The organism is Leptospira noumeaensis (assembly GCF_004770765.1).
Lineage (GTDB): Bacteria > Spirochaetota > Leptospiria > Leptospirales > Leptospiraceae > Leptospira_A > Leptospira_A noumeaensis.
On the sequence record NZ_RQFK01000028.1, the window covers coordinates 223,675 to 247,616 of the forward strand.

Annotated in this window: 23 protein-coding genes; 8 read left to right on the plus strand and 15 right to left on the minus strand. The window is 37.4% G+C overall.

The window, feature by feature from the left end; genetic code table 11:
* Positions 1 to 2 precede the first annotated feature (2 nt).
* The 3 genes from EHQ24_RS16295 to EHQ24_RS16305 are packed head-to-tail and all read right to left on the minus strand — an operon-like array spanning position 3 to position 3,180.
* Positions 3 to 764, minus strand: coding sequence for an ABC transporter permease (locus EHQ24_RS16295; protein WP_135602680.1), 762 nt, complete (start codon positions 762 to 764; stop codon positions 3 to 5).
* The gene (locus tag EHQ24_RS16300; protein ID WP_135602681.1) at positions 761 to 1,687 is read right to left on the minus strand and encodes an ABC transporter ATP-binding protein; all 927 of its coding nucleotides are present in this window, start codon (positions 1,685 to 1,687) and stop codon (positions 761 to 763) included. Before EHQ24_RS16300 ends, EHQ24_RS16295 begins: the two co-directional genes overlap by 4 nt.
* Positions 1,684 to 3,180, minus strand: coding sequence for an ABC-F family ATP-binding cassette domain-containing protein (locus EHQ24_RS16305; RefSeq protein ID WP_135602682.1), 1,497 nt, complete (start codon positions 3,178 to 3,180; stop codon positions 1,684 to 1,686). Before EHQ24_RS16305 ends, EHQ24_RS16300 begins: the two co-directional genes overlap by 4 nt.
* A gap of 189 nt (positions 3,181 to 3,369) precedes the next feature.
* On the opposite strand from EHQ24_RS16305, the gene EHQ24_RS16310 reads away from it, so the two are divergent.
* Positions 3,370 to 4,110, plus strand: a complete 741-nt coding sequence (locus EHQ24_RS16310) for an adhesin OmpL37 family surface protein (RefSeq protein WP_135602683.1) — start codon at positions 3,370 to 3,372, stop codon at positions 4,108 to 4,110.
* Positions 4,111 to 4,178: 68 nt separating this feature from the next.
* Here the strand turns inward: EHQ24_RS16310 and purT are convergent, their stop codons facing one another.
* From purT to EHQ24_RS16340, 6 genes are all read right to left on the minus strand, one after another.
* Positions 4,179 to 5,351, minus strand: a complete 1,173-nt coding sequence (gene purT / locus EHQ24_RS16315) for a formate-dependent phosphoribosylglycinamide formyltransferase (RefSeq protein WP_135602684.1) — start codon at positions 5,349 to 5,351, stop codon at positions 4,179 to 4,181.
* Positions 5,352 to 5,429: 78 nt separating this feature from the next.
* Positions 5,430 to 5,900, minus strand: coding sequence for an ankyrin repeat domain-containing protein (locus tag EHQ24_RS16320; protein ID WP_135602685.1), 471 nt, complete (start codon positions 5,898 to 5,900; stop codon positions 5,430 to 5,432).
* Positions 5,897 to 6,724 (minus strand): AraC family transcriptional regulator, encoded by an 828-nt coding sequence (locus EHQ24_RS16325; RefSeq protein WP_135602686.1) that lies wholly within the window; start codon positions 6,722 to 6,724, stop codon positions 5,897 to 5,899. The genes EHQ24_RS16320 and EHQ24_RS16325 overlap by 4 nt, the downstream gene beginning before the upstream one ends.
* 33 nt (positions 6,725 to 6,757) lie before the next feature.
* Positions 6,758 to 8,968: a heavy metal translocating P-type ATPase gene (locus EHQ24_RS16330; RefSeq protein WP_135602687.1), complete on the minus strand. Its 2,211-nt coding sequence runs from the start codon at positions 8,966 to 8,968 to the stop codon at positions 6,758 to 6,760.
* Positions 8,952 to 9,155 carry a heavy-metal-associated domain-containing protein gene (locus EHQ24_RS16335; RefSeq protein WP_135602688.1) on the minus strand — a complete coding sequence of 68 codons (204 nt, stop codon included), beginning with the start codon at positions 9,153 to 9,155 and terminating at the stop codon, positions 8,952 to 8,954. Before EHQ24_RS16335 ends, EHQ24_RS16330 begins: the two co-directional genes overlap by 17 nt.
* Entirely contained in the window at positions 9,148 to 9,585 is a 438-nt protein-coding gene (locus EHQ24_RS16340) for a hypothetical protein (protein ID WP_135602689.1), read from the minus strand. The genes EHQ24_RS16335 and EHQ24_RS16340 overlap by 8 nt, the downstream gene beginning before the upstream one ends.
* A 109-nt stretch (positions 9,586 to 9,694) precedes the next feature.
* On the opposite strand from EHQ24_RS16340, the gene cueR reads away from it, so the two are divergent.
* Positions 9,695 to 10,096: a Cu(I)-responsive transcriptional regulator gene (cueR, locus tag EHQ24_RS16345; RefSeq protein ID WP_135602690.1), complete on the plus strand. Its 402-nt coding sequence runs from the start codon at positions 9,695 to 9,697 to the stop codon at positions 10,094 to 10,096.
* A gap of 11 nt (positions 10,097 to 10,107) precedes the next feature.
* On the opposite strand, the gene EHQ24_RS16350 is transcribed toward cueR, so the two are convergent.
* The gene (locus EHQ24_RS16350) at positions 10,108 to 11,217 is read right to left on the minus strand and encodes an SGNH/GDSL hydrolase family protein (protein WP_135602691.1); all 1,110 of its coding nucleotides are present in this window, start codon (positions 11,215 to 11,217) and stop codon (positions 10,108 to 10,110) included.
* Between the two features lie 47 nt (positions 11,218 to 11,264).
* Between EHQ24_RS16350 and EHQ24_RS16355 the strand changes: the two genes are divergently transcribed.
* Positions 11,265 to 12,671, plus strand: coding sequence for an LA_3751/LA_3752 family putative glycosyltransferase (locus EHQ24_RS16355; RefSeq protein WP_135602692.1), 1,407 nt, complete (start codon positions 11,265 to 11,267; stop codon positions 12,669 to 12,671).
* 77 nt (positions 12,672 to 12,748) lie between these two features.
* Positions 12,749 to 13,660: a hypothetical protein gene (locus EHQ24_RS16360; RefSeq protein WP_135602693.1), complete on the plus strand. Its 912-nt coding sequence runs from the start codon at positions 12,749 to 12,751 to the stop codon at positions 13,658 to 13,660.
* Positions 13,661 to 13,672: 12 nt separating this feature from the next.
* Here the strand turns inward: EHQ24_RS16360 and EHQ24_RS16365 are convergent, their stop codons facing one another.
* Positions 13,673 to 13,978, minus strand: coding sequence for a hypothetical protein (locus EHQ24_RS16365; RefSeq protein ID WP_135602694.1), 306 nt, complete (start codon positions 13,976 to 13,978; stop codon positions 13,673 to 13,675).
* Positions 13,979 to 14,162: 184 nt separating this feature from the next.
* Between EHQ24_RS16365 and EHQ24_RS16370 the strand changes: the two genes are divergently transcribed.
* Positions 14,163 to 14,375 carry an STAS domain-containing protein gene (locus tag EHQ24_RS16370; RefSeq protein WP_244310482.1) on the plus strand — a complete coding sequence of 71 codons (213 nt, stop codon included), beginning with the start codon at positions 14,163 to 14,165 and terminating at the stop codon, positions 14,373 to 14,375.
* Between the two features lie 58 nt (positions 14,376 to 14,433).
* Here the strand turns inward: EHQ24_RS16370 and EHQ24_RS16375 are convergent, their stop codons facing one another.
* The 4 genes from EHQ24_RS16375 to EHQ24_RS16390 all read right to left on the minus strand — a co-directional run bounded on the left by EHQ24_RS16375 (position 14,434) and on the right by EHQ24_RS16390 (position 19,729).
* Positions 14,434 to 15,891, minus strand: a complete 1,458-nt coding sequence (locus tag EHQ24_RS16375) for a PAS domain-containing sensor histidine kinase (protein ID WP_135602696.1) — start codon at positions 15,889 to 15,891, stop codon at positions 14,434 to 14,436.
* Positions 15,892 to 16,297: 406 nt separating this feature from the next.
* Positions 16,298 to 16,672 (minus strand): hypothetical protein, encoded by a 375-nt coding sequence (locus tag EHQ24_RS16380; protein WP_425270096.1) that lies wholly within the window; start codon positions 16,670 to 16,672, stop codon positions 16,298 to 16,300.
* A gap of 58 nt (positions 16,673 to 16,730) precedes the next feature.
* Complete coding sequence (locus EHQ24_RS16385) at positions 16,731 to 17,534, minus strand: SDR family NAD(P)-dependent oxidoreductase (protein WP_135602698.1); 804 nt, start codon at positions 17,532 to 17,534, stop codon at positions 16,731 to 16,733.
* Positions 17,535 to 17,716: 182 nt separating this feature from the next.
* Entirely contained in the window at positions 17,717 to 19,729 is a 2,013-nt protein-coding gene (locus EHQ24_RS16390) for a neutral/alkaline non-lysosomal ceramidase N-terminal domain-containing protein (protein ID WP_135602699.1), read from the minus strand.
* 225 nt (positions 19,730 to 19,954) lie between these two features.
* Here EHQ24_RS16390 and EHQ24_RS16395 point away from each other — a divergent pair, with 225 nt between their 5' ends.
* The 3 genes from EHQ24_RS16395 to EHQ24_RS16405 are packed head-to-tail and all read left to right on the plus strand — an operon-like array spanning position 19,955 to position 23,936.
* Positions 19,955 to 20,275, plus strand: a complete 321-nt coding sequence (locus tag EHQ24_RS16395; RefSeq protein ID WP_135602700.1) for a DUF3817 domain-containing protein — start codon at positions 19,955 to 19,957, stop codon at positions 20,273 to 20,275.
* A complete protein-coding gene (locus EHQ24_RS16400) occupies positions 20,253 to 22,358 on the plus strand; it encodes a 7TM diverse intracellular signaling domain-containing protein (RefSeq protein ID WP_135602701.1) in 2,106 nt (701 codons plus the stop codon). Before EHQ24_RS16395 ends, EHQ24_RS16400 begins: the two co-directional genes overlap by 23 nt.
* A gap of 51 nt (positions 22,359 to 22,409) precedes the next feature.
* On the plus strand, positions 22,410 to 23,936 hold the full coding sequence (locus tag EHQ24_RS16405; protein ID WP_135602702.1) for a lipid A deacylase LpxR family protein: 1,527 nt from the start codon (positions 22,410 to 22,412) through the stop codon (positions 23,934 to 23,936).
* Positions 23,937 to 23,942: the final 6 nt, after the last annotated feature.

Sequence of the window (23,942 nt, forward strand, 5' to 3'; positions counted from 1 at the left end):
ATTTAGTTTTTAATTTTATATCCCGTTCTAAAAATAATCCAAGTTACAGTCAAACAAACTGTCAAAAACACAAGGATCATCGAAATACTCACAGAAAGTGCCACATCAGCCCTTTCAAAAAAACTATACCGAAACCCACTCACCAAATACAGAACCGGATTAAACATACTGAGTTTTTGCCAAAACGGTGGTAACATCTGGATGGAGTAAAAACTTCCGCCAAGAAATACAAGGGGAGTGATGACGAGCATGGGAATCATTTGGAGTTTTTCAAAACTATCCGCCCAAATTCCGATTACAAACCCAAACAAACTAAAACTAACACAAGTTAGCACCAAAAAAAATACCATTAGGATGGGGTGATCAATACGAATGGGAACAAAAAAGGATGCAGTGATGAGCATTAACACACCAAGCATCAGTGATTTTGTGGCCGCAGCACCCACATACCCAATCACAACTTCCCACATGGTAACCGGTGCTGAAAGGATTTCATAAATGGTTCCATTGAACTTAGGAAAATAAATTCCAAAAGAAGCATTGGATATACTTTCTGTAAGAAGTGATAACATCACAAGGCCGGGAACAATGAAACTTCCGTAATGGATTCCATCTATCTCTTGAATACGAGATCCAATAGCCGATCCAAATACAATAAAGTATAACGAAGTCGAAAGTACAGGGGAAGCAATACTTTGTAATAGTGTTCGAAACGTTCTTGCCATTTCAAATCTGTAAATTGACTTGATTGCGTAAAAATTCATACAGCCTCCTGTAATAACTGAACAAAGATTTCTTCTAATGAACTTTGTTTTGTACTCAAATCGCTAAATTGGATTTTTAATTTTTTCAAATCATCCAGAAGTTTGGTAATGAGGCTACTATCATCAGAGCGGTCATAAGTAAACACAAGGGCAGAATTTTGATCCACAAGTTCCAATGTATATTTGGCCAGTGACTTAGGAATGAGTTTTAGACTTTTTTTCAGTTCAATCCGAAGTTGTTTTTTGCCGAGTTGTTTCATAAGGCGATCTTTGTTTTCGGTTAGAAAGATCTCACCTTTTCTAATCACAGAAATTCTATCGGCTATGGATTCTGCTTCTTCGATGTAGTGGGTCGTAAGGATGATGGTAACTCCATTTTTTCGAAGAGATTCTACAATCTTCCACATATCCTTACGTAGTTCCACGTCCACACCGGCACTTGGCTCATCTAAAAATAGGATTTTTGGTTCGTGTGACAATGCTTTGGCGATTAAAACTCGTCGTTTCATCCCACCTGACAAAGTCATAATCCTTTGGTCTTTTTTGTCCCAAAGGGAAAGTGATTTTAAAACTTCTTCAATGTATTTTGGATTGGCTGGTTTTCCATAGAGCCCCCGCGTAAAAGATACGCTTGCCCAAACCGTTTCAAATGCATGGACACTGAGTTCTTGGGGAACAAGTCCAATCAGAGATCTTGTTTTTTTAAAGTCACTGATAATATCAAAACCACTAACGTTCACCTCACCAGCGCTTGGTGAAACGATTCCACAGATTAAATTGATCAGAGTGGTTTTTCCGGCTCCATTGGGTCCAAGAAGGGCATGGATTTCGCCTTCCTTTACTTCCCAATTTACATCCTTTAATGCTTGGAATCCATTGTCATAGGACTTGGAAACTTGTTTTAGAGTGAGGATCGATTTCAAACGGTTTCATCCTTCCAGCCAATGTCTTTCAGGAAGTCGTCATAACCCCCGTCATAAACAAAAACTCGGTCATCATCGAATACAATTAGTTTTGTGGCCACAGCACGCAAGTGCATTTCATTGTGAGTGACCATGATTACGGAACCATCAAAGTTATCGATGGCTTCAATGAGTGAGTCACAAGACTGCATGTCCAAGTGGTTTGTCGGTTCATCCAAATACAATAAATGGCAAGGTGTGACTAAAATTTTCCCAAGTAACACCCGACTCTTTTCTCCCCCAGAGAGAACCTTAATCTTTTTTAAGGCCAGGTCTTCGGAAAACATAAGTCCACCGGCAATGTTCCTTGCTTTCCCTTCCGAACAATTCGAATCCGCACTCATGATCTCTTGGACTACGGTGTTACTTTCGTTCATGTTCAGTTTGTTGGTTTGGCCAAAGTATCCTTCTTTCAAAATAGGATGTTTTTTGACGGCACCTGAAACTGGGCTTAACTCACCTGCAATTAACTTAAGTAAAGTAGACTTTCCTTTCCCGTTTTTCCCTATGATACAAATTCGATCTTCTGGACCTACACTGATAGAAAAGTTTTCAAATAAGTTGGGAGTTTTTTTGTCATATGAAAATGAAACCTCTTCGACACTTAACATCTGACTTGCGGAGAACGGAGCGCTGTTAAAATAAAGTTCCATATCTTCAATGGTGTCGAGTGCTTTCATTTCCCCTTGTTTTTCTAACTTCTTAACACGGGATTGCGCGCGACTGGCAAAACTTGCTTTTGCTTTGAACTTGGCAATAAAGATCTCTTCTTGTTTGCGTTTTTTCGCTTCGTTCTGTCTTGTTTTTTCGTAAATTTCTTCTGCTTGGTTGATCTGCGTGTATAACTTTTCAGTATCACCCTGGACTTTGATGGCTTTAGTTCTGTGAATGGCTACGGTATGAGTCACAACACTATCCATAAAACTTCTATCGTGAGTGATGAGGATGATTTCTCCTTCCCATTCCCGAAGAAATTCCTCTAACCAACGTATGGTGACAATATCCAAATAGTTGTTTGGTTCATCGAGGATCAGCATATCCGGAGCCGAAACAAGAAGTTTAGCCAAGTTCATCCGAATTTGGTATCCACCGGAAAATTCATCAGGACTTCTTTCCATATCTTTTTCTGAGAACCCAAGACCAAAAAGAATTCGTTCTACTTTCCAAGTTTCGTATTCATCCCCTTCTGGAAGACCAAGGGCACATTCTTCCAACACAGTTGGTTTTGTAAAAACTAAATGTTGTTCCAAATGTCCAATGCGGTATCCTTTGGGGATCGTGATGTTTCCTGAATCCGGCTCGGATTTTCCTAAGATGATTTGGACAAGCGTTGATTTACCATGTCCATTGCGGCCCACAAGGCCCACTCGTTCGCCACGATTGACGCTGAATTGTAAGTCATCGAATAAGACGTTGCCATTAAATTGTTTGTTTAAACCAGAGATTTTAATCATATCATTTCCGAAGGTAATTCCTTCTAGTTAGAACCAGGATCGAAAAAGAACCGGAAACGACGAGTAGAATCGAAAAGAAATTGCGGCGGATCTCCTGCAGAAATGGTGATTTCAATGACATAATCACTAGAAAAACCACCTTTCAAATTATGGACTTTTTTTGGAGCTTTCAGATTCCGAAACTGTACTGTGCGAACTTTTCTTTTTTGTTTCCTAACTTGCCTCTGTCTCTGCACAGCACGGGGAAACTATGCCAACGGCAACTTACAGGTAGCCTTTGGAGCTGAAGAAAATTATCTTTTGGTTCGTTCCCTTGATTCCAGCATCATCCACTTAGGAAGCCCGGAAGAAAAACAAGAATACAGAGAAATCATCGATGAGTATTTACGATTCAAAAGCCTCCACATCCAAGGTCGGTATGGCGATGCCTATTTAGCCGTTCGCTCTACACAATCCAAACTCATCAAACTTTATGATAAAATTCTCACCAAAAATATAACACTGGTTCGTTCTGAATTGGAATCTCTTGGTAGAAAATCACGTGACAAAGAAAAAGCACAAACCCGTGCTTTTTTACGACTTGCCCTAAGGGACGTAAGCGAAGCCGAACAGAAGTTAGTGATGGCAAGGAACACACGCCCCCTACTTTATCTATTAAAACTTCGAGAAATGTTATTTTCTCTTAAAATTTTAAAACATGCAGGGAAGTTTGTGGTATTTCTCAACTTACTACATGATGGTAAGTATATGGATTCCATTGAGTCTTCTGATTTTGATTCCATTGAGTCGGAGCTCATCAGAGGATTTGGAAAAGGGACGAACCCACTACTCGCTCTCCATTATGATAATTCCTTTTTACCTTTTGGTGAAGAAAGTATCTACGATAGTATGATGACAAACTACAAAGCTCCTGAAATCAAAAAAGATTAATCCAAAGAATCAAATATCCTTCGTTATCGAATGTTATTCTGACTGATTTTTTATCTTCATCTCATCAATTATTTTAATTGGATGTAGTCCCGGGCCCGGTTTGCTTTTTCTTTGGCTTCTTCAATTGTGTTTCCAATTGCTAAACTAACACCCATTCGGCGTTTCCCGTCAATTTCCGGTTTTCCAAAAATTCGGATGTCCACTCCTTTTTGTTTTAAAGCATCTTCTAAACCAATATAAACCGGAGAAGTTGTTTTTCCTTCCAATAAGATGGCGGAACTGGCAGCGGGTGTTTGAAAAATAAGTTCAGGGATAGGGAGTCCAAGTAAGGCTCTCGCGTGGAGAGAAAATTCAGAATAGTTTTGAGAGATAAGAGTGACAAGCCCTGTGTCATGTGGTCTTGGAGATACTTCGCTAAAGTAGACTTCATCTCCTTTGACAAATAATTCGACTCCAAAAATTCCCATTCCTCCAAGTCCTGTAGTTACTGCTTCTGCAATTTTTTCTGCTGCACGTAAAGCAAGTTCAGTCATGGGTTGTGGCATCCACGATTCCACATAATCTCCGTTCACCTGTCTATGTCCAATGGGTGGTAAAAACTTGGTTCCACCTATATGGCGTATGGTGAGAAGAGTGATTTCAAAATCAAAAGGTATAAATTCTTCAATGATCATTTTACCTTTTCCTGTCCTCCCTCCCGTTTGTCCATACTCCCAAGCCTTTTGGATTTCGGATTCGTTTCGTACCAAACTTTGTCCTTTTCCAGAGGAACTCATAATGGGTTTGACCACACAAGGAAATCCAATCTCTTTTACCGCTTGGGTGAAATCTGATTCTGTATCTGCAAAAAGAAAATGGGATGTTTTGATTCCTAGTTCATTAGAAACAAAATTACGAATCCCCTCCCGGTTCATCGTAAGGTTCACTGCTTTGGCACTAGGGATGATACAAAAACCTTCGGCTTCCAATCGAACCAATGTTTCAGTATGAATGGCTTCAATTTCGGGAACAACAAAATCAGGCTTTAACTCTCGTATGGTGGCTTCCAATTCTTTTGGATCTAACATATTAATGACACGAGATTCTTGAGCGACGAGCATTGCTGGTGCATTTGGATAACGATCCACTGCAATGACATGAACACCTAGGCGGTTTGCTTCAATGGCAACTTCTTTGCCAAGTTCTCCCGATCCAAGGAGTAAAAGTTTGGTAGCTTTGGGAGTAAATGGTGTTCCGATCATATTCACAAAGATCGGGAAGTGGCCCATTCAGACAAGGAAGATTATGGCCACTAAAGAGATTGGAATTTAATTTTTAAGTTACATTAAGTAACGTTTACCAAGTTTGTCTCTTTGGTAAATATTGGCACCCATCCGAATGAGGAGATCTGAAATTTCACTGAGTCCATCAAAACTATTGGCAATATGAAGTGCCGTAACCCCACTGGGATCAGAGGCATTGGGATCAGCTGCTGAATTAAGTAATACTTCCACAGCTGCCACATTTCCTGTTTCAGTTGCTTTGTGAATCGGATACAAACCCATGTTATCTGGCATGTTCGGATCTAGCCCAAGTGCGAGTAATTTTTTTAAATAATAAATATCAGAAACTTCTGCAACTGCGATGCCTAAAAGTAACGGTGATTCGGATACCAAAACTTCTTTTAAGTCTGAATCCGATAATAACAAATCAAAAGTTTCCTTATCTTCTCTGCTAATGGAAGAACACAAGGTCCGTAACCTCAGGTTGGACTTGGTTTTTCCTACGAAATCAATTATGTTCTGAATCATGTTCCCATCCTATCAGTATAGGACGAATCATGATTGTAAAAATGGGACATTTTTTTATATTCTCCAAACCATTCGTTGGGAATACTTCCGGAAATTCGTTTGAAATCGCGATTGAAGTGAGATTGGTCCGAATATTCAAATTCCTGAGCTAAATCTGTAAAACGTAAATCTGGATTGTTTTTTCGGTAGTGTTCTGGATTTCTCACCATATCGAGTAACCTATGCACTGTTCTGTATTCAGAAGGGTTCATCCCCACAATTTCCTTAAATTTACGATCCAATTGTTTTCTAGAAATTCCGATCCTTCTACATAAATGATTTATGGGAGCCGCAGGACGTGTGAGTTCCAAAAGTGCAAACCGAACATAGGTTGGTATTTCTGAAGGTTGTCCCGGATGATCTTTCAGAAAGATAGTGAGAAAATGAGAAATTAGATCATCGGTTGGGAAATTCGAATCTGAAAATTCACCTAATCCTAGCTTGTTTTCAATTTCTGTAAACTGGTTTTGTAATTCATCCCCTCGTTTGGAAAAAAGCGAATACATTCCTCCCACAAAAAATCGCACAGCAAATAAACTTAATTCTGATTCTGATAAAATCCTCCACCTTCTAGTCTGTGGACCCACAAGATGAATTTTTGGTAACGGAAATATTTCTTTGTTTTCTGTTTCTACAAGTGGAGGTGTTCCTAAATGGAATACCATCTCACACTCGTAAGATGGCAAAATCCAAGGAAGTTCTCTTGCATTCACACCCTTCCAAATCCAGAATTCTTTTACAGAGGATTCTAAAGAGGAAGGAGGTCTTATAAATCGAATGTCCAAAACTTTACCATCTATATTTATATTTGTTTTAATTTATTTCCAACGACTCATCCGAAGTGCATTAAAAACTACGGATATAGAACTGAGAGCCATGGCAAGCCCACTCACCCAAGGCACAAGTAAACCGGAGGCAGCAATCGGAATCCCAAGTAAGTTGTATCCGAGTGCCCATCCAAAGTTTTGTCTAATGTTGATCACAGTATCCTTACCGATCCGAATAAGATCCACTATCCTTTGGATGTCTCCATTCACAAGCACAACATCAGCTGTGTTAATGGCAACGTCCGATCCAGTACCCATAGCAATTCCCACATCCGCAGCCGCAAGGGCCGGTGCGTCGTTGATTCCATCACCAACCATAGCGGAATGGATTTGATTTGTTTTGAAAGTTCTGATGATTTTTGCTTTATCATCTGGACGAAGGCCTGAATGAACAGAATTGATCCCCACAAATTTTGCTACTTTTTCTGCAGAAGATAGATTATCGCCTGTTAGGAGGATTGGTTCTACACCTATTGACTTCAATTCAGAAATGGCTTTTTTTGATTCGGGTCTTAATCCATCTTCAATGCGAAAGACAAACATTCCATTTAATTTCCCTCGAATGCCCACAAAAACCAAACTTGATCCATCCTCTGTCCAAGGTTTTATGGTATTTGTGATTTCTGAACGGATATTAAAACCATTCTCCTCAACAAACTCTTGTTTACCGGCATAAAAACTGTTCCCATTTTGTTCGGATTGGATCCCACCACCAGGATATGTTTTTGTAGAAACCATATCGAGCCTTTCACTCAACAGATTTTTTTCCTTGCCATAAGCAACAATGGCCTTTGCTAAGGGATGGTCAGAAGTTTTTTCCATTTCTATAATGTTACGTAGTGCAGAGTCAAATTCAAATTCAGATTCAATAAATCCAAACTGGGTCAGTCCTGTCACCTTGGGTTTTCCTTCGGTAAGGGTTCCCGTTTTATCAAAGGCAATCCAATTGATTTTTGCGACGGATTCCAATGCTTCGGCACTTCGAAAGAGAACTCCTCGTTTTGCGGCCCGTCCTGTTCCAACGAGTAAAGAGATGGGTGTAGCGAGTCCCAAGGCACAGGGACAAGCAATGACTAAGATCGCGATACTTGTTTCAATGGCAGAAGTGATGATTCCTGGGCTAACAAAAAAGTACCAAACTAAAAAATCGATCAAACTGATCGTGATCACAACAGGAACAAAATAAGCAGAAATCCGATCAGCAATCCTTTGGATGGGTGCTTTTGTACCAAGAGATTCTTCCACAGAACGAATGATATGGGAAAGTGTGGTGTCATTTCCAACTTTAGTTGCTTTCACAACGAGAGAACCACCTCCATTCACAGTCCCACCCAAGATTGGATCACCTAATGTTTTTTCCACCGGCATACTCTCACCAGTTAACATTGATTCATCGGCAAAACTATTCCCTTCCGAAATGATCCCATCCATCGGGAACCTTTCCCCAGCTTTTACTAACACAAGGTCACCCTGTTTTAAATATTCATTCGGAACTTCTGTCCAAATTCCATTGGAAAGGATGGATGCTTTCTCAGGACGAAGTTTGAGTAGAGCATTGATTCCATCACTACTTTTCCCTTTGGCAAAATGTTCGATCCACTTACCACCCAAAATGAAGGTAATTAAAACGGCAGAGGTTTCAAAATACAGATCCTTTCCGAACACACTGTATCCATAAGCAGCACTTGTTCCTATCACAACAAGGACATCCATATTCGCCGATCCATTCCTTAAGGCACGATAAGCCGACTGATAAAAAGGGAATCCAATTAAAAATTGAACAGGAAAGGCAATCAACATTTGAACATACCGATCCATCAAAAAATGAGGCATAGGCATAAAACTTAAAAAACTAAAATGTGTGACCATCCCGTAAAACAAAGGTAAGGAGAAAAAAGCAGAAAGCAGGAACCGAATTTTTAAATTCCGAATTTGGTCTTTTTGTTTTTTTTCTGTTTCTGATTGTTTACCTGCATCATGAACCAGTGCAGAATACCCTAGAGACTCTACTTTTTCTAAAAGCGAATTTACGCTGACCGAATCATCAGTTCGTAAAAAAACAGACTCCCTTGCAAAATTGACTCGAACATCCGTTACACCTTCCATTTTGGAAAGGCCCTTCTCTATCCGAAGGGCACAATTGGCACAGGTCATACCAAAAAGATCTAATGTTTGTTCTGTGGTTTTATTCAAGGTTTCCAAGGGAATATCCATCCTCACCTAACCTCTCCCTCAGTGCATTAAGCTCTGAGTCGCTTAAGGTTTCATTTACTGATACAATTTGTTCTTCTACATTGGCTGTGGCTTTCTTTCCATTTTCAGCAAAAACTTTTTCTACAGTTTTTTTACAATGCCCACAAGTCATTCCTCCAATTTTATAATTAACCATGATGATGAAGCTCCTTTTTTTCCTCTTTCATACCAGATAACGGAAGTTTGTGTTTCACATCCGCGCCTTTTTGAAAATTCCATTCGGGAGAAAGGATCAATTCTCCTTCGTTCACAGAACTCCCCTTAGGAATTTCACAATAAAAATGATCGGGATGATTTGTACATTTCAAAGGAAATTCCTTACCTTTCGATACAACCTTACCACGTAACTTCGAATTTTTGGAAGTAGGATTTTCAAAATTTATATCAAGTAGATACACTTTAAATCCCAAATTTTGGAAAGGAAGCACTTCCGTATGAAATGCTCCAGGCATAGAAATCAATCCACCATGGGGGCCTGGTTTATTTTCTCCATGTGCTGCCATTTGCTGTGAACTGAGTAATGTTAGAAAAATTGTTAGTTTTATTAAATTTTTTGCTAGTTTCATGGTAACTCCTTTGTTAACATAAAACCAGTCTATACCTTCCAACTATTGGAAGGTCAATGGCCGATTCCAAATTTTTTTGCTATATTTCTAATTTTTTTTGGAGTGAAAAATGAACATTGGTGAACTTTCGAAGGAAACAGGCGTCAGCGCCAAGCTCATCCGTCATTATGAAGGAATTGGTCTCATCGCAGAAGCTGGAAGAACAGAAAATGGATACCGGGTTTATAGTTCCGATGATATCCACTACTTACGTTTTATCAAAAGATCCAGAGAACTTGGGTTTCCATTGGATGATATCAAAAGTTTACTTGGGCTTTGGAAAAACAAATCACGAAGTAGCAAACAAGTAAAACTGCTCGCAGAAAAACACTTAAACGAACTAGACATTAAACTAAAACAATTAAAAGATATGTCGGACACTCTCAAAAATCTTGTGAAACATTGTCATGGGGATCATAGGCCGGACTGTCCCATTCTCAAAAATTTAGAACAAAGTGGATCCATTAGCTGATAAAAATAATCCTATTGTAAATCTTTCTTTAGAATTTCAGCGATAAGCCTTGTGGCTACTTCATTTAAGTGAATGTCGCCATTTTGTAATAAGTCGGTGCGATACCTCATCCATTTTCGTAAATCGATTAGTGGAATATGATTTTCCTGTGTTAGTTGGATTAAATCGAGAACCAATTCGGAATCTGATTCCAACCATTTCGGATTCATTTTAAATCCAATGTTTTCGTAAACATCATAACGAGTTCTATCAAACTCAACTTCCAAAGGAATGTAGACAACTCTTAGATGTTTACCATCCTTTTCAATTTTATCTTTCAATCGAAAGAATACCTGTTTCCACCTTTCAAAATCTTTTTTAGCAAATGTTTTTGTATCAAGAGAACTTGAAAGATAAGAAGGACTAATTTGAAACAATGTTTTTATTGGAAGAAAATCAATCACTTCCTCTTGTTTAGCCTTTGTATCCGGAGCAATATAAGGGAGTTTCGATACCCGTTCCAGTTCTTCTTCCATTCGTTTTTGTATCGATTCGAAATAAATTCCTTTTAAATACAAACGACTGGATTCAGGAAAAAAAAATGCAACTATATGGAAGTACCATTTTTGATGATTCACAAAATGTAAATAGTCAGGGGTGTCCCCTGTTTCATAAATATCATTTCCATAAACAAACAAATATACATCTTTTGATGGGAAAGAAGGACTAACCTTCTCGTACATAGAAAATTCATTTTCCAAAGTGAACCCGGGAATACTTACATTGACCCAATGACAGTTCGTTTCTCGATTTAAAATTTCGGGGAAACTATCTTTTTTAAATATCCCAGAACCAAAGGTTTGAGAATCACCTAATAACAAATAGGAGCATGTAATATTTGTTTTTAAAGTACCAATGCGAAAACCAAATTCATTGATTTCAGCAAATTCTCTTTCCCCTTGCCGGAAAAAAGGAATCTTTTGATTTACCGGAAAATAGTAATGACCATACGAAAAATTGAATAACCCAGCCAAATCGATGAGCCTGCAAAAGGAAAGTAAAACAGAAAAGATAAGTAAGGTATATAAACCAAATTTTATAGGTTTGGGTAAGATTGTAGTTTGTTCTTTATCTTTTTTCATTGCAGATCTTAGGAATTCCGAAAGAATATACCTGTTTTCGATTTCTTATGAAACAATCAAAAAAAGCAATAGGTTTCTTCTTTAGTTTGGCAATTTTGGCTTTTGGTTTTTTGTTATTTTTTACAAAACAAATAGAACCTTTCTCTGATTTTGCGTTAATAGAGTGGCAGATAAAACTTGCAAACCAGGGAATCTTCCATCTTCCTTATCAAAATCATTTGTTAGATCCGAACTTTCATTTATTCCCCTTCCCCTCTCTATTTTTTCATTTTCACAATGGTTTTGCCTATTCCACATTTCCGAATTTATATCCCATTTTATTTTCTCCGATTTACGGAAGTTTTGGCCTTACAGGAATCAAAGCCGCACAATTTGTTCTATTTTTCTTTTCCATCTATCTTTTTTATCAAATCAATAAAAATGCAATCTCCGCAATACTTCTGTTATCTGGTTCAACAATTTTCATCTATATTTTTCTAATCCATGAAACCATTTTATTTTTCTTTCTAGAAGTTTTGATTTTGTATCTCTATCACAATCGGCGAACGGGTTTGTCTGGATTTTTGTCTCTGTGTTTGGTTTGGATGCGACCAGAAATGATTTTTTCTGTCGCCTTTCTTCCATTTTGTTTTTCAGAAAAACAAAACTGGAAAAGATATTTGTTAGCTTTTTTGATTACAGGAATTGTTTTCTCTATAGTAAATCAATTTACCTTTGGGACTTTCGTTCCAATCCGCTTTTTTAAAAGACCTGAATACCAATTCCGGCCTGAAATCGCTTTCTATTTGTTCAAAATTACTTTAGAGCAGATTCCTATTTTCTTTCTCTTCATCATATACTTAGTAAAGTTTTTTAAAAAAAAGGAATGGTTTTATCGAAACATATCGTTACTAACAATCACAATAATCATTCTACTCATTTCACCAAACACGGGAGGACACAATACACCTCGATATTTATTCGGACTCATTCCACTTTATATTTTGTTACTCCGAATGAACACAAACATAGAAAACAAAATTTCAAAACGATGGCTACTACTCTGTTTGACACTTTCTATTTATAGTTTAGTAACTCTTTGGAACCAAACCAAGGAATTGAAAAAAATTTCAAAATTCCAGACCAATACCTTAGAAGAATTATCGAAAATTGAAGATCAAATTCTTGTTTTTAATAACTCCGACTTTGCTTTTGTAGCTTTACCCCTCCTGGATAGAAAAAAAAATCTTTTGTTGTTACAAAACCAAAATCATAGAGAAAACCTCATCACAATTCTAAATGCAAAAAATGCCAGTTCCTTTACTTTTTTGGAACTCCCTCCTTCTCCCATTCCCATAGGTGAAACCTTAAAGTTACCTGGCTGTAACAAAGATTGTGAATTTCGAACCATTGAAACAAAGACCTTACCCAATGCCCTACTCCCCATTACAGCAACCAGATACAAACGAATGTAAATTTAAACTCATAAGAAAGATATTTCTAAAATGATTTTCTCCTTGGATTTCTTTTGCTATTTGTTTGAATTCGACATATGAGCTCAAAACAATGTCCAAGCTGCGGTAGTACAAATATTTACCAAGAGTCTGCAACCATTTATCGGTGTGGGGATTGTTTTGATCGTTTGCCGACAGGAAGTACAGTGGAACTTCCGCCACCAAAGATTTACGGAACCTCCAAACAAAATTCACAGTCAGGATCTTTGGGTAACTGGAAAAATTTAATGACAGGAATTGTCGTCGCTTGGCTTGTGTTAGGTTCTTCAGTTTTCACATTTTTCAAGAATATGAATTCAGGATCTAGTTTTATACAAGAAGAAAATGTTAACATTCAAATGGATCCCAATTTGGAATCGATTGAAATCATCCCAGAAGGAGATTTCCAATTTACCACTGCTCTGCCCGACATCATCGGCAATGTTTATGTTGTAGGAAAGTTTACTAACAAAAGCGGACAGAATTTACTGATGCCAAAATTTTTTGTAGATTTGCAAGATAAAGATGGGCTCAGTTTAGCATCTGGACTTAGTTATTCAGAAAAAAATATAGTCTCCGATGGAGATTCTGTAAGTTTTCAAGTATTAATCGAAAATGCACCTAACTATGACCACTACGATATTTCAGTGACAGCAACTACGATACCGGAAAATAACAACAAACAAGAACTTACTTTAAAACAAATTGATTTCAAACGAAATCAGTATAAAGAAATTGTACTTTTTGGAAAAATTCAAAACCGAAGTAATAAAATAGCCAATTCCACAAGAATCACTTGTTTACTTTTAGATAAAAAAAATCAATCAATTGATTATGAATCGGTGAGTATAGAAAAAGAGGATTTTTTACCAAAAGAATCACAAAATTTTCAAATCATATTTTCCAGAGCCAAACAAATTCCTAACTCTTATTATTGTGAAACAAACTCAAGTATGAAAAACAATGAGTGAAATGCGCGGAGATTAGTCCCAGTGTTTATGTAGGACTTTATAAAAATTATCAATGGATTTGTCTAAGTTATGGGAGCGCCAATATGGATTTGCTTCGAGAGCATCTTGGACAGATTTGACGACTCCTCTTGTAAAACTCGTCCTATCAATTTTTGATCCCTTTTCCAATTTTTCAAAATTTGTATTCCTAACGGAAAGTTCTTTTTTGATAGCTGATGAAATGACAATTACTGCATCTTCTGCTGTTAGTCGATGTTCCATCACGAGTAACTCTGCAGCTTCTTTGATTAAAGTTAATTGTCGATTGCTGACTGCCATAGGGAATCACACAACTCCATCACAAAGAGAAATGAAAAACAATTCAGAAACGAGAAATCCATTTGGAAAAATTCTTTCAAAATTTCCAATCAAATAAAAATAGTTTTAAACCTTGGCTATTGTAATCGAAATCAAGAACAATGATCTTTCTTTTGACGGACTCAGCGGATTCCGGGAAAGAATTATGTCTGCTATCAAAAATGCGAAAGAAGATGTGGTTTTGGATCTTTCGGAGATCAGTATGTCCTTAGACAGCGCCACGATCGGAGAATTGATGAAGTTTCATTCGGCTTTGGAAGCAAGAAATCTCCAATTACAAATCCAGGGTGTCAACAAACTCATCCGCACTGTATTTCGCCTCAATAAGCTGGATACGATCCTTCATTTAATTGATTAGTATGCGGAAGAGTACGAATGTTCCCGATTCGGAAACAGGAAAGATCCAATAGAAAAACTTATTTGTTGGGAAAAAGTAACTCAAACTGAATCTTGTGCCCAGGGGTTACCTTTACTTTTCCTTTCAGCTGCAAAACCAGTAAATTCAGCAGTTTGATTCCAAACCCAGCATCGGAATTTTCCAGAGAAAATGTTTCTGGCAAAGGTTCCCCATTGTCTGTATAAATAAATAGAATTTGATCCTCTAGTTTTTGAATCAGAACTTCAATATTTCCTGAATCCACCGAGCGAAAGGAATGTTTCACTGAATTACAAATAAGTTCGTTCAAAATAATTCCGACATTGTTAGCAATATCCGGTTTCACAACAATCGTCAAAGGAGAAACAAATTCAAAATTAATGATTTTTGGATATGTAGTTAAAATTTCCCGAACCAAATTAGGAATGTAATCTTTGAAATCAATTGTATTCGGATTTTGTGACCTGTACAAACGATCATACAAAGCCATCATACTTCTCAATCGACCGGCAGCTTCATCAAACTGTTCTTTCAAATGATCATCATTTGAAAAGTTAGCTTGCATCTTCAGAAGGCTATAAACAGAGAATAAATTATTTTTGATTCGGTGGTGCACTTCTTGTAAAAGTAATTCCTTTTCCTGCAGCAACTGAGAAACTTTTTCTTCCGATTCAATGGTACGAGTGATTAAAGTATGTAAGGCAAAAAAACGATTGATACTGCCGTCAATAGCACGTAAAGGAACAATGGTAGCGCTTACCCAATAAATAGATCCAGTTTTCGTTTTGTTTCTAATGTCACCTTTCCAAACATAACCATTTTGTATCATATGATACATACGATCAAAAAACTCGGGAGAATGGAATCCCGAGTTCAACAAACGATGGTTATTTCCTATAAGCTCTTCCCTCGTATACATTGAAATTTCACAGAATCTGTCGTTCACATAAGAAATTTGTCCATTTTTATCGGTTATTGCAATGATTGCATGTTCATCAAAAGCATGTTTCAATTGTGAAAACTCAAACTGAGACATTTTTAATTCAAAAAAATTCTTTTGATGAAGATCCGCAGGTTTCGGCTGTAAATCAGTAGAACTGGAGTTTGGAACTACGACGTTTCTATGAAGTTCAAAGTCTTTTCTAAGTTCTTCCGTAATGTCACGAGCAATGACAATGATCCTTCTATTTCCATTGGAATCTGGTTGTAATTTTCCTCTGCATTCAAAGGTTAAAAAATGTCCGTTTTTATGAGCGATCCGCCAAATTCCCGTGGTTTCCGATCCAGGCATCTGTAAATGAGAGATTTTTTCACGAACCTCCCTTTGATCCTCTGGATGAAAAAAATCATCTACCGAACGACCAAGGATTTCATGCCACTCGTAACCTAACCTATGTTTATGGAACGAATTTGCGTAACTAATTTTTTCTAATGCATCCAACTCACAGACTAAATCAGGAATGTTTGAAAGTAAATCGTTGTAATTTGTTTGAAACATAGATTTGAATCTAACTAATCCGCAATTGACTCCATACCTGGACTTTGGTACAGGATTATCATTCCATTAGAAATAGTCTATAAAATTAAAATAAACAAACTTGTTGAATCAATTGAATCCAATCTCTGCTTTTAAAATGTTGGAATGATTCTAAGGAGATTTGGAAATCTTTTTTCTTCTAAAATTTGTAGCAAAAGAGAAGAAAGACAACATAACAGTCGTAAGTTAATAGAGGGATGAGTTTCAGAAGCAATGTGAAATAAAATCAAACATAACTGTCATTCGCTAATTGTTATTCCCTTGGTAAGAATAAAGAATAAACCTCTGGATGATTGGTGTATCTGAATCGAATTTACATTTAATTATTAGAGAAGGATAATCCAATCAAACGGTTTTTAAATCTGGATTATAAAAAAATCTCTTTAGCCGCCTTTGGGTAACGTGATTGAATTCCATCCCACCAAACATCGGTACTAAAAGCCCCTGACTCGGAAATTTGCCACTTCCCATTTGTTTTTTTGAACAAAGCTTCTACATGACAACAATCATAAGGGATTTCTTCTGAAAGTGAAATTTCTTTCCCATCTTTTCGTTTGGCAGTTCCCCGAAACCAAGCATAATCTCCTGAAACCTTAAAATGTTCCACCACAAAGACAAACTCTTGTTTGAATTCATTCGAAAGATTGGCACGTAAAAGATCTAAAAGGTAAGTTCTTTCCTTTTCATTCGTTTTATTTTTTGTTTTGTAATCTAAAACCGAAGATTCCGCAAAAACACCCATACCGAATAATAAAATGATTCCAATAATATATATAAAACGTTTCAAATCTTTCTCCTCCTTATCTTACCTTTGCTTTTTGAATCATTTTAAAAAATAAAGAAGGGTATACTGCTTGTAAAAACAACCCAAATTTTTCTTTAATTCCAGAGATCACAACTTCACGTTGTTTGTTGGCAACTGCATGTAAAATTCTATGTGCACATAACTGAACTGGTAAACCCGCAGCAATTACTGAATCCATAGTTCCGGTAGTGGATCCGTCCCCTGTCAGTGCATTTTTAGAAATGTTTGTTTGGATAAAACCAGGATACACCATAGTCACAAAGATTCCATTGCGTTCTTCTTCTGAACGTAAACAATGAAAAAATCCGACTAACGCGAATTTGGAGGCAGAATAGGCTGATCGAAGTGGACTTCCCAATTTACCCGCCACACTAGAAATCACTGCAAAATGAACTTCTTTTTTCCCAACAATTTCCGGTAACATTGTCCGAGTCATTTCGGCCGCACCATAAAAATTTGTGTTCATAATTTTTTCAAGAGTGATCAAGTTTGTTTCTTTTGTTAAAGATCTTTGACTAATCCCACCATTATGAATGACAACTTTTGGAATTCCATATTTCTGTAGACAACGTTTCGCAAAAACTGCAGTAGATTTATAATCTTCTAGATCTAATTTTTCAACCGCATAACGTCCTTTTTCTAATTGGAGTTCTTTTGCAAGGGCCTCAAGTGTTTTTGTTTTTCGAGAAGCAAGTAACACTTTTGCTTTCTGTTTGTATGCCTGACTAACAAGTTCTTTTCCAATTCCAGAAGAGGCTCCCGTAATCCAAACCCATTCGTCTTTATAAAATTCGCTCATACGGTTTCCCCTCATCTCTGTTCTCTTTTCCTAAGATTTCTACTAGATATGAATTTCCCACAACTTGTTTTTATTGTCCGAATGGATTTAGAAGGAGATAGGGGGTCGATACGAAAAGACTGATAAAAGGAAAAGGGAATCAGATCCATAAAAATAAATGGATCCGATTCCTAGAGGGTAATTTACTTCCCACCCTCCCCAATACGAAAACTTGGACATTCTATACGGTAAGGAGAACGAACCCCCTCCTTATTTAAATAAATTCCCTCGTGAACCAATCGGTATTCCCCTGGAGATGTATCAGCACTCGTTTCCCAAATAAGTTCTACACTTTCTTCTGCCCTTCCCCAAAGTCCTCGTTTTTGGTAAATGAACTTTGTATCGAAGTCGGCATCGGATCGAACGGGATCCCAATCGGATTTTTCTTTTGTCTCAACCCATAAATAAGAAGCCACATTAGGGTAACCGACGTTAGGGTTTACTGCCTCCACTCGACAAGTAACCAGTTCTCCTTTGCCGTATGACTCCGCACTGGATTGGATGATAGTTTGTGGTTTGGAAGAAACAGAATCAGAACCAGGAACCTTCAATGGATGAACTTTGTCTGATAAATCCAATGGTTTGATGGCGTTTAATGTTGTAGGACTTCCATTTTTTAATTCCAAAGACATCTTATGAAATTCTTGTCTTAACGCATTTAAACTTTGTGGCCCATGTAATGTATGACCACCTTCGTAGTTTTGAGTGGAGTATTCTTCAGGAGTTGTAATATACCCTGAAAAATCATTCGTAAGTCCAGAGAGAACAATCTCAGATGATTTATCTTTTAATACAGATTGAACTTCTTTTTTCAATCGTCTGCTAGACATCGTTGTGACTTCATGTGGCATCACTAAAATTGTCAAATCACCAACTAACACGAGTCCATAAGGTAGAATTTGTGGCAAACTGGGAAGAGGTTTTGTTTCTCCCATAGGAAATAAAACTGCTTTCGGATTTTGGCATTCTCTAAGTTCTTCAGAAGGAGACTGCAACATAAACTTTGCGATCCAATCAATATAGAACCTTCTATTTTTATTCGTCATCCCTTCATGGAATAAAAAATGTCCTCCTCCTTCTTCTGTGGAACCAGCAGCAAATGCATAACCATAAGCGGATGGACAAGTAGTTTCTATCTTCCCAGTACCAGAAAATTCAGGACTTACAGGATGTTGACTCATATCAATGAATCGTTGCGTAAAAGAAATACCACCTGATAGTCGTTTGCCGGATGATTTTAGGATCTGTTGGCTAGCCAAAAACTGTCTTTTCCCAATGATAAAACTGCTATCATAAATGTCTTTTCCGGGACCAGTATTGTCAAGATTTAGGTTAGGAGAAACGTCACCTTCATTTGCTTGCGCAAAAATAGCTACAAAGCCATTTAACCCTTGTTTTTTGGCTTCTGCTTCAGAAAGTAAAGAAGCAATTCCCTTATTGTCCGAAGAAATCAAACGATTGTCAAAAGTGATATTCGTTGGATGGACACCATACCAATTAACAAGACCAATGGGAATTCCTGCCACCGATACTGTTAGTTGCACCATCTCTCGATCAATATTATCCGAATATTGTTTTCTTTCTAGTTCTGGATTAGCAAGATAAGCAGAAAGACTTCTATTGACTCCGGCTTCTCCCACAAAAGCCTTTCCAATGGTCAACTCTGCTGGTTTCATTTTCAAATAGGCATCTCGAATCGATTCAAAAATCCCATCTCTCAAAACAGCATAAGACTCAGAATAAAATTCTTTTGAATAAAAGGAAACTTCGGAATAATGAAAATGCCCTGCAGGCCCACTATGAGTGTGAGATGCATTGATGAGAACATTCCCATAACCAAATCCTGGATCCACTTCCGCCTGAAGCCTTTTGACCACATCCCTTTGGATTTCAAAGGGAATCCCTCCAACCTCGGCAGTTACATAGGCCAAAAGTTTTTTGGAGTTTTGGTCTCTAATCACAAGCGAACGAGCAAACTGCCTGGTGTGAATTCCAAGCCCCGTTTGGTCTTCCCGTGCATAACCCCAGAACATAACACCCACAGACGGCCCTGTGATATCTTTTTTAGCCATGGCTGCTAAATATACCGGACTCTCCTCAGACCAAAGAGGGAGAGAGAAACATAAAAGTACAACGGATAAAATTCGAAACTGCATATCTTTAGTGTATAGGGGTTGGATGCAAAAGTCAATCCCGAACAATTGTCGACTAATTTTAGCATACAATCTGTTTTAAGAGAAAAAAATCCATGATAACGAACACGGATTGGTCAAGCGAGTTACGAATTCCAGTCAGTAGAAAAGGTAAGTCGCTGAAGAAAGTAAGGACGAAACCAAAGAATCCCATGATACTGACGAATAACCATCTCTAAGGAAGTAATTATGTTTTCTTTACTCCAAACCAAACTGGGCAGATTCCGAATTTTAGCCTTTTTGGAGGGACTTTCTTTTCTCGCCATCCTCTTTGTAACGATGCCTCTAAAGTATCTCTACCAAAATCCTGAACCAAACAAAATTGTTGGTCTTGTTCACGGGTTATTATTCCTACTATATTTAGTAGAATTATTCCAAGTCAAAGTAGAGTTGGAATGGAAGGCCAAAAAAACTTTACTCGCGGCACTGGCTTCCGTGGTTCCTTTTGGAACTTTTATTGCGGAAAAGTATTTATACTTAAAGTCTGATGCAGATGAGACCATTCCTTAAACACTCTTTAAAGATAACATTTGTATTCTTCCTTCTAACAGAGTCTATTTGGTCTATAGACCTCAGTGAAATTTTTGATAAAAAATCCATCGGAAGAGAAATTTGGATTCTAGAAGATAAATCAAAATCTCTCACAATTGAAGATGTATTGAAGGAAGAAACAAATCAAAAATTTACCCTTTCTAAAGAAGAAATTCCCAACTTTGGACAAACTAACTTTTATTACTGGATCAAAATTCCTTTAGAAAACAAAAACAAAACACCAGTCAATCGTTTGCTTGAAATCGATTACAGCAATATCGATTTAGTAGAAGTTTTTTCTATCGCAAATAACACCTATCAACTAACAGATCAATCAGGGATGATGTTCCCATTCTCAGCAAGAAATATTAACAATAGAAATTTTATATATCCTTTAGAATTAACAGGAGAAACATCCCAAACCATTTACATCAAACTCTACAATGGAGGAGGACTTTCTTTACCTCTAACCATCTGGGAAAAAGAGAGTTTTTCTTCACATTATGCAAATGTCCAACATGGATTAGGATTGTATTATGGGGTTATGTTGGTGATGATCTTATACAATTTTTTTATTTTCTTAAGTGTAAGGGATCTCAGTTATTTATATTACGTAACTTATATCTTTGGGTTTTTAGGATTACAGCTGACACTGACGGGACATGGGTTCCAATATTTATGGCCCAATTTACCTCAATTCCAGAGAAATGGATTTGTATTTTTTTCCGGATTCTGTGTTGCTTCACTCATTTTATTTACAAAACGTTTCCTAAATACAAAGGAAAATATACCAAGATGGTTAGACCAAACACTAAAAGTATTTTTTATCTTCCATCTCATTCAAATCCCATTTACTTTATTCTTTTCACCAGAAATCACAGTAAAAATTGGTTTATTATTAACAATTCCTGTTCCCATTCTGATTTTCATCTCCGCAGTCATTAGTTTTTTCCGTAAGTTTAGGGCGGCACGTTTTTTTCTTCTCGCCTTTACCGTGTTAATTGTCGCGACAATCATTGTTACTTTTAAATACTTAAACTTAATTCCAGTAACCTTTTTCACGGAATATGGTTTATACATTGGGTCTGCCTCTGAAGTAATTCTACTTTCCATTGCCCTTGCCGATAGAATCAACATCATGAAACAGGAGAAAGAAGTTGCCCAGTCCAAAGCAATTGAAATGCAAAAAATTCTTACCGAATCTTACGCACGTTTTGTTCCCAAAGACTTTTTAGCTAATTTAGGAAAAGATACTATTTTGGATGTTAAATTAGGGGATCAAATCCAAAAATATATGGCTGTCCTTTTTAGCGACATTCGTTCTTTCACAACCTTATCGGAACAAATGAGCCCAGAAGAAAACTTCAATTTCATCAATTCTTATTTGGGAAGGATGAGTCCTATCATTCAAAAACACAACGGGTTCATCGATAAATTCATTGGAGATGCAATCATGGCACTCTTTGAAAGAAACATCACCGATGCTATTTTTGCAGGAGTGGACATGCAATTGTATTTAAAAGAATACAACTACCATAGGAATAAACAAGGATATGTTCCCATCCAAATTGGAATCGGCATTCACGCTGGATCTCTAATGTTAGGAACCATCGGCGCAGAAGAAAGATTAGAAGGAACAGTAATTTCAGATACAGTCAATTTGGCTTCACGTGTCCAAAACCTAACAAAAATATATGGTGCCAAAATTGCAGTGACCGAAGCAGCAATCCACGCCATCGATGATAAACACATTCAAAGTCTAGAATATAGATTTTTAGACCGAGTTCGAGTCAAAGGAAAAACGAAACCAGTTTCAGTATACGAAATTCTAAATGGAGACGACCCCATCTTTTTGGAACAAAAACTAAATACAAAAGATTTGTATTTAGAAGCGACCGCAGCCTATCACTCAGAAAATTTTGTAGAAGCTAGGGAAAAATTTGAAGCAGTTGCCAAACGATTCCCCGAAGACAAAGCAACACAGTTATATTTAAAAAGACTGTTCCCTCGAACATCCCCCGTATCTCGCATCCATGACGAATTTCCTGAGGATGAGGAATAAAAAATTAGATAGTTTCCTTGCGAATTCTTAAGGGGGAATTTCTCTAGGATCATGAAAGCCTTATGGTTCCTCTCTCTATTCAGCTTTGTTTTCACTTTGGGAATCAATGCCCAGGCAAAGAAAGTGGTCAAAAAATCGGCTCCAACAAAAGCAGAAATTCCACCTGAAATTGAGAGAACCATTCCCGAACCACCTAACCAATACCAAATTCGATTAACAATGGAGAATGATGCTTTCGGAGGATTCTCTGATCGATATTATACCAATGGTTCTCGGTTGGAATTTCATATGACAGCTGGGGAGTCTAACCCTACCCGAAGGATTTTAGGCTATTGGAATGATTTATTTATAACTTCATCAGAAAAAACAAGATACTTACAAGGATTTGCACTTGGGCAGGAATTTTATACACCAACAAACATAACCAAGGCGGATGTTTCTTACGGAGACCGACCTTACTCCAGTCGCGCCTATTTCAGTAATTCCCTAACCACTGCCACCGAAGACACAAGTATCACAACTGAACTAGAAGTAGGAATGATTGGACCAGCTGTGGGTGGTAAGTCGGCACAAATGAACTTTCATAACTTAATTGGCTCACCAACACCACAGGGATGGGACAGTCAGATTCCGAATTCCTATTCAGGGGCGCTAAGAACCGATGTTCGCAAATTCCACCATCGTTTTTTCGGGACTCAATATAACGCAAATTTAGGAAATATCCAAACGGATTTTTCCTTCGGATTAATATTCAGGTTTGGTAATGTAGATAAAACTCCTGGACCTGGAACTTCTGCATTACAACCAGGACCTCCGATCCTCCATGAAGATGGAAAGGGATATTGGTATTTTTATATAAACCCGGGTGGAACATTCCAACTTTATAATGCAACAATCCAAGGACAAATAGGAACAGATAAAACTTATAAAAATCAAAATAGAAATACGGCTTTTAGCAACTGGGACAATTATTTGAATAACCCAACACCAGAAGCAGGCGAAAGAGAAATTCAATACAGAGCCCTCTCGGAAGACAACGGGCGTAATTCTCTTCAAAGATATATTTTGTTTAATGAATTTTTGGTGAAAGGTACGAATAACCCTTATAACATTGGACTCAACTATTTGATTTTTAATAATATCTTTAACGGTGCAGAAGATATTGAACAAGCAACTCGAGTATTTTTACTAAAAAATCTACTCGACCAATGGGAACAAATTCCAGATAACGCACGTGCTTTGGCCATTTATTCCATTTTTAGACCAGAAGGTGGCAAACTACCGCCGATTGTTCGATTATACTCCTACGAAGTTTTGTCACAGTTTATCTTAGATCCCAAACAAAGAGAAATCCTCTTACAGTTGTTACGTGATGAAATAGAATACCGAGATGAAAAAACTTATGTAGCAGACTTAAAACGAGCCGTTGGTTTCGTTCGGGCAGGTTTTGTTTCCGTATCCAACGCTGGTTTTTTATTCGGACTCCACTATAATTACCAAACCATTGACTTTCAATCGGCAAAAGGTTTACCACAACAACACCAGTGGATAGGTTTCCAATTAGGCCAAGTTTTCTAACGGACA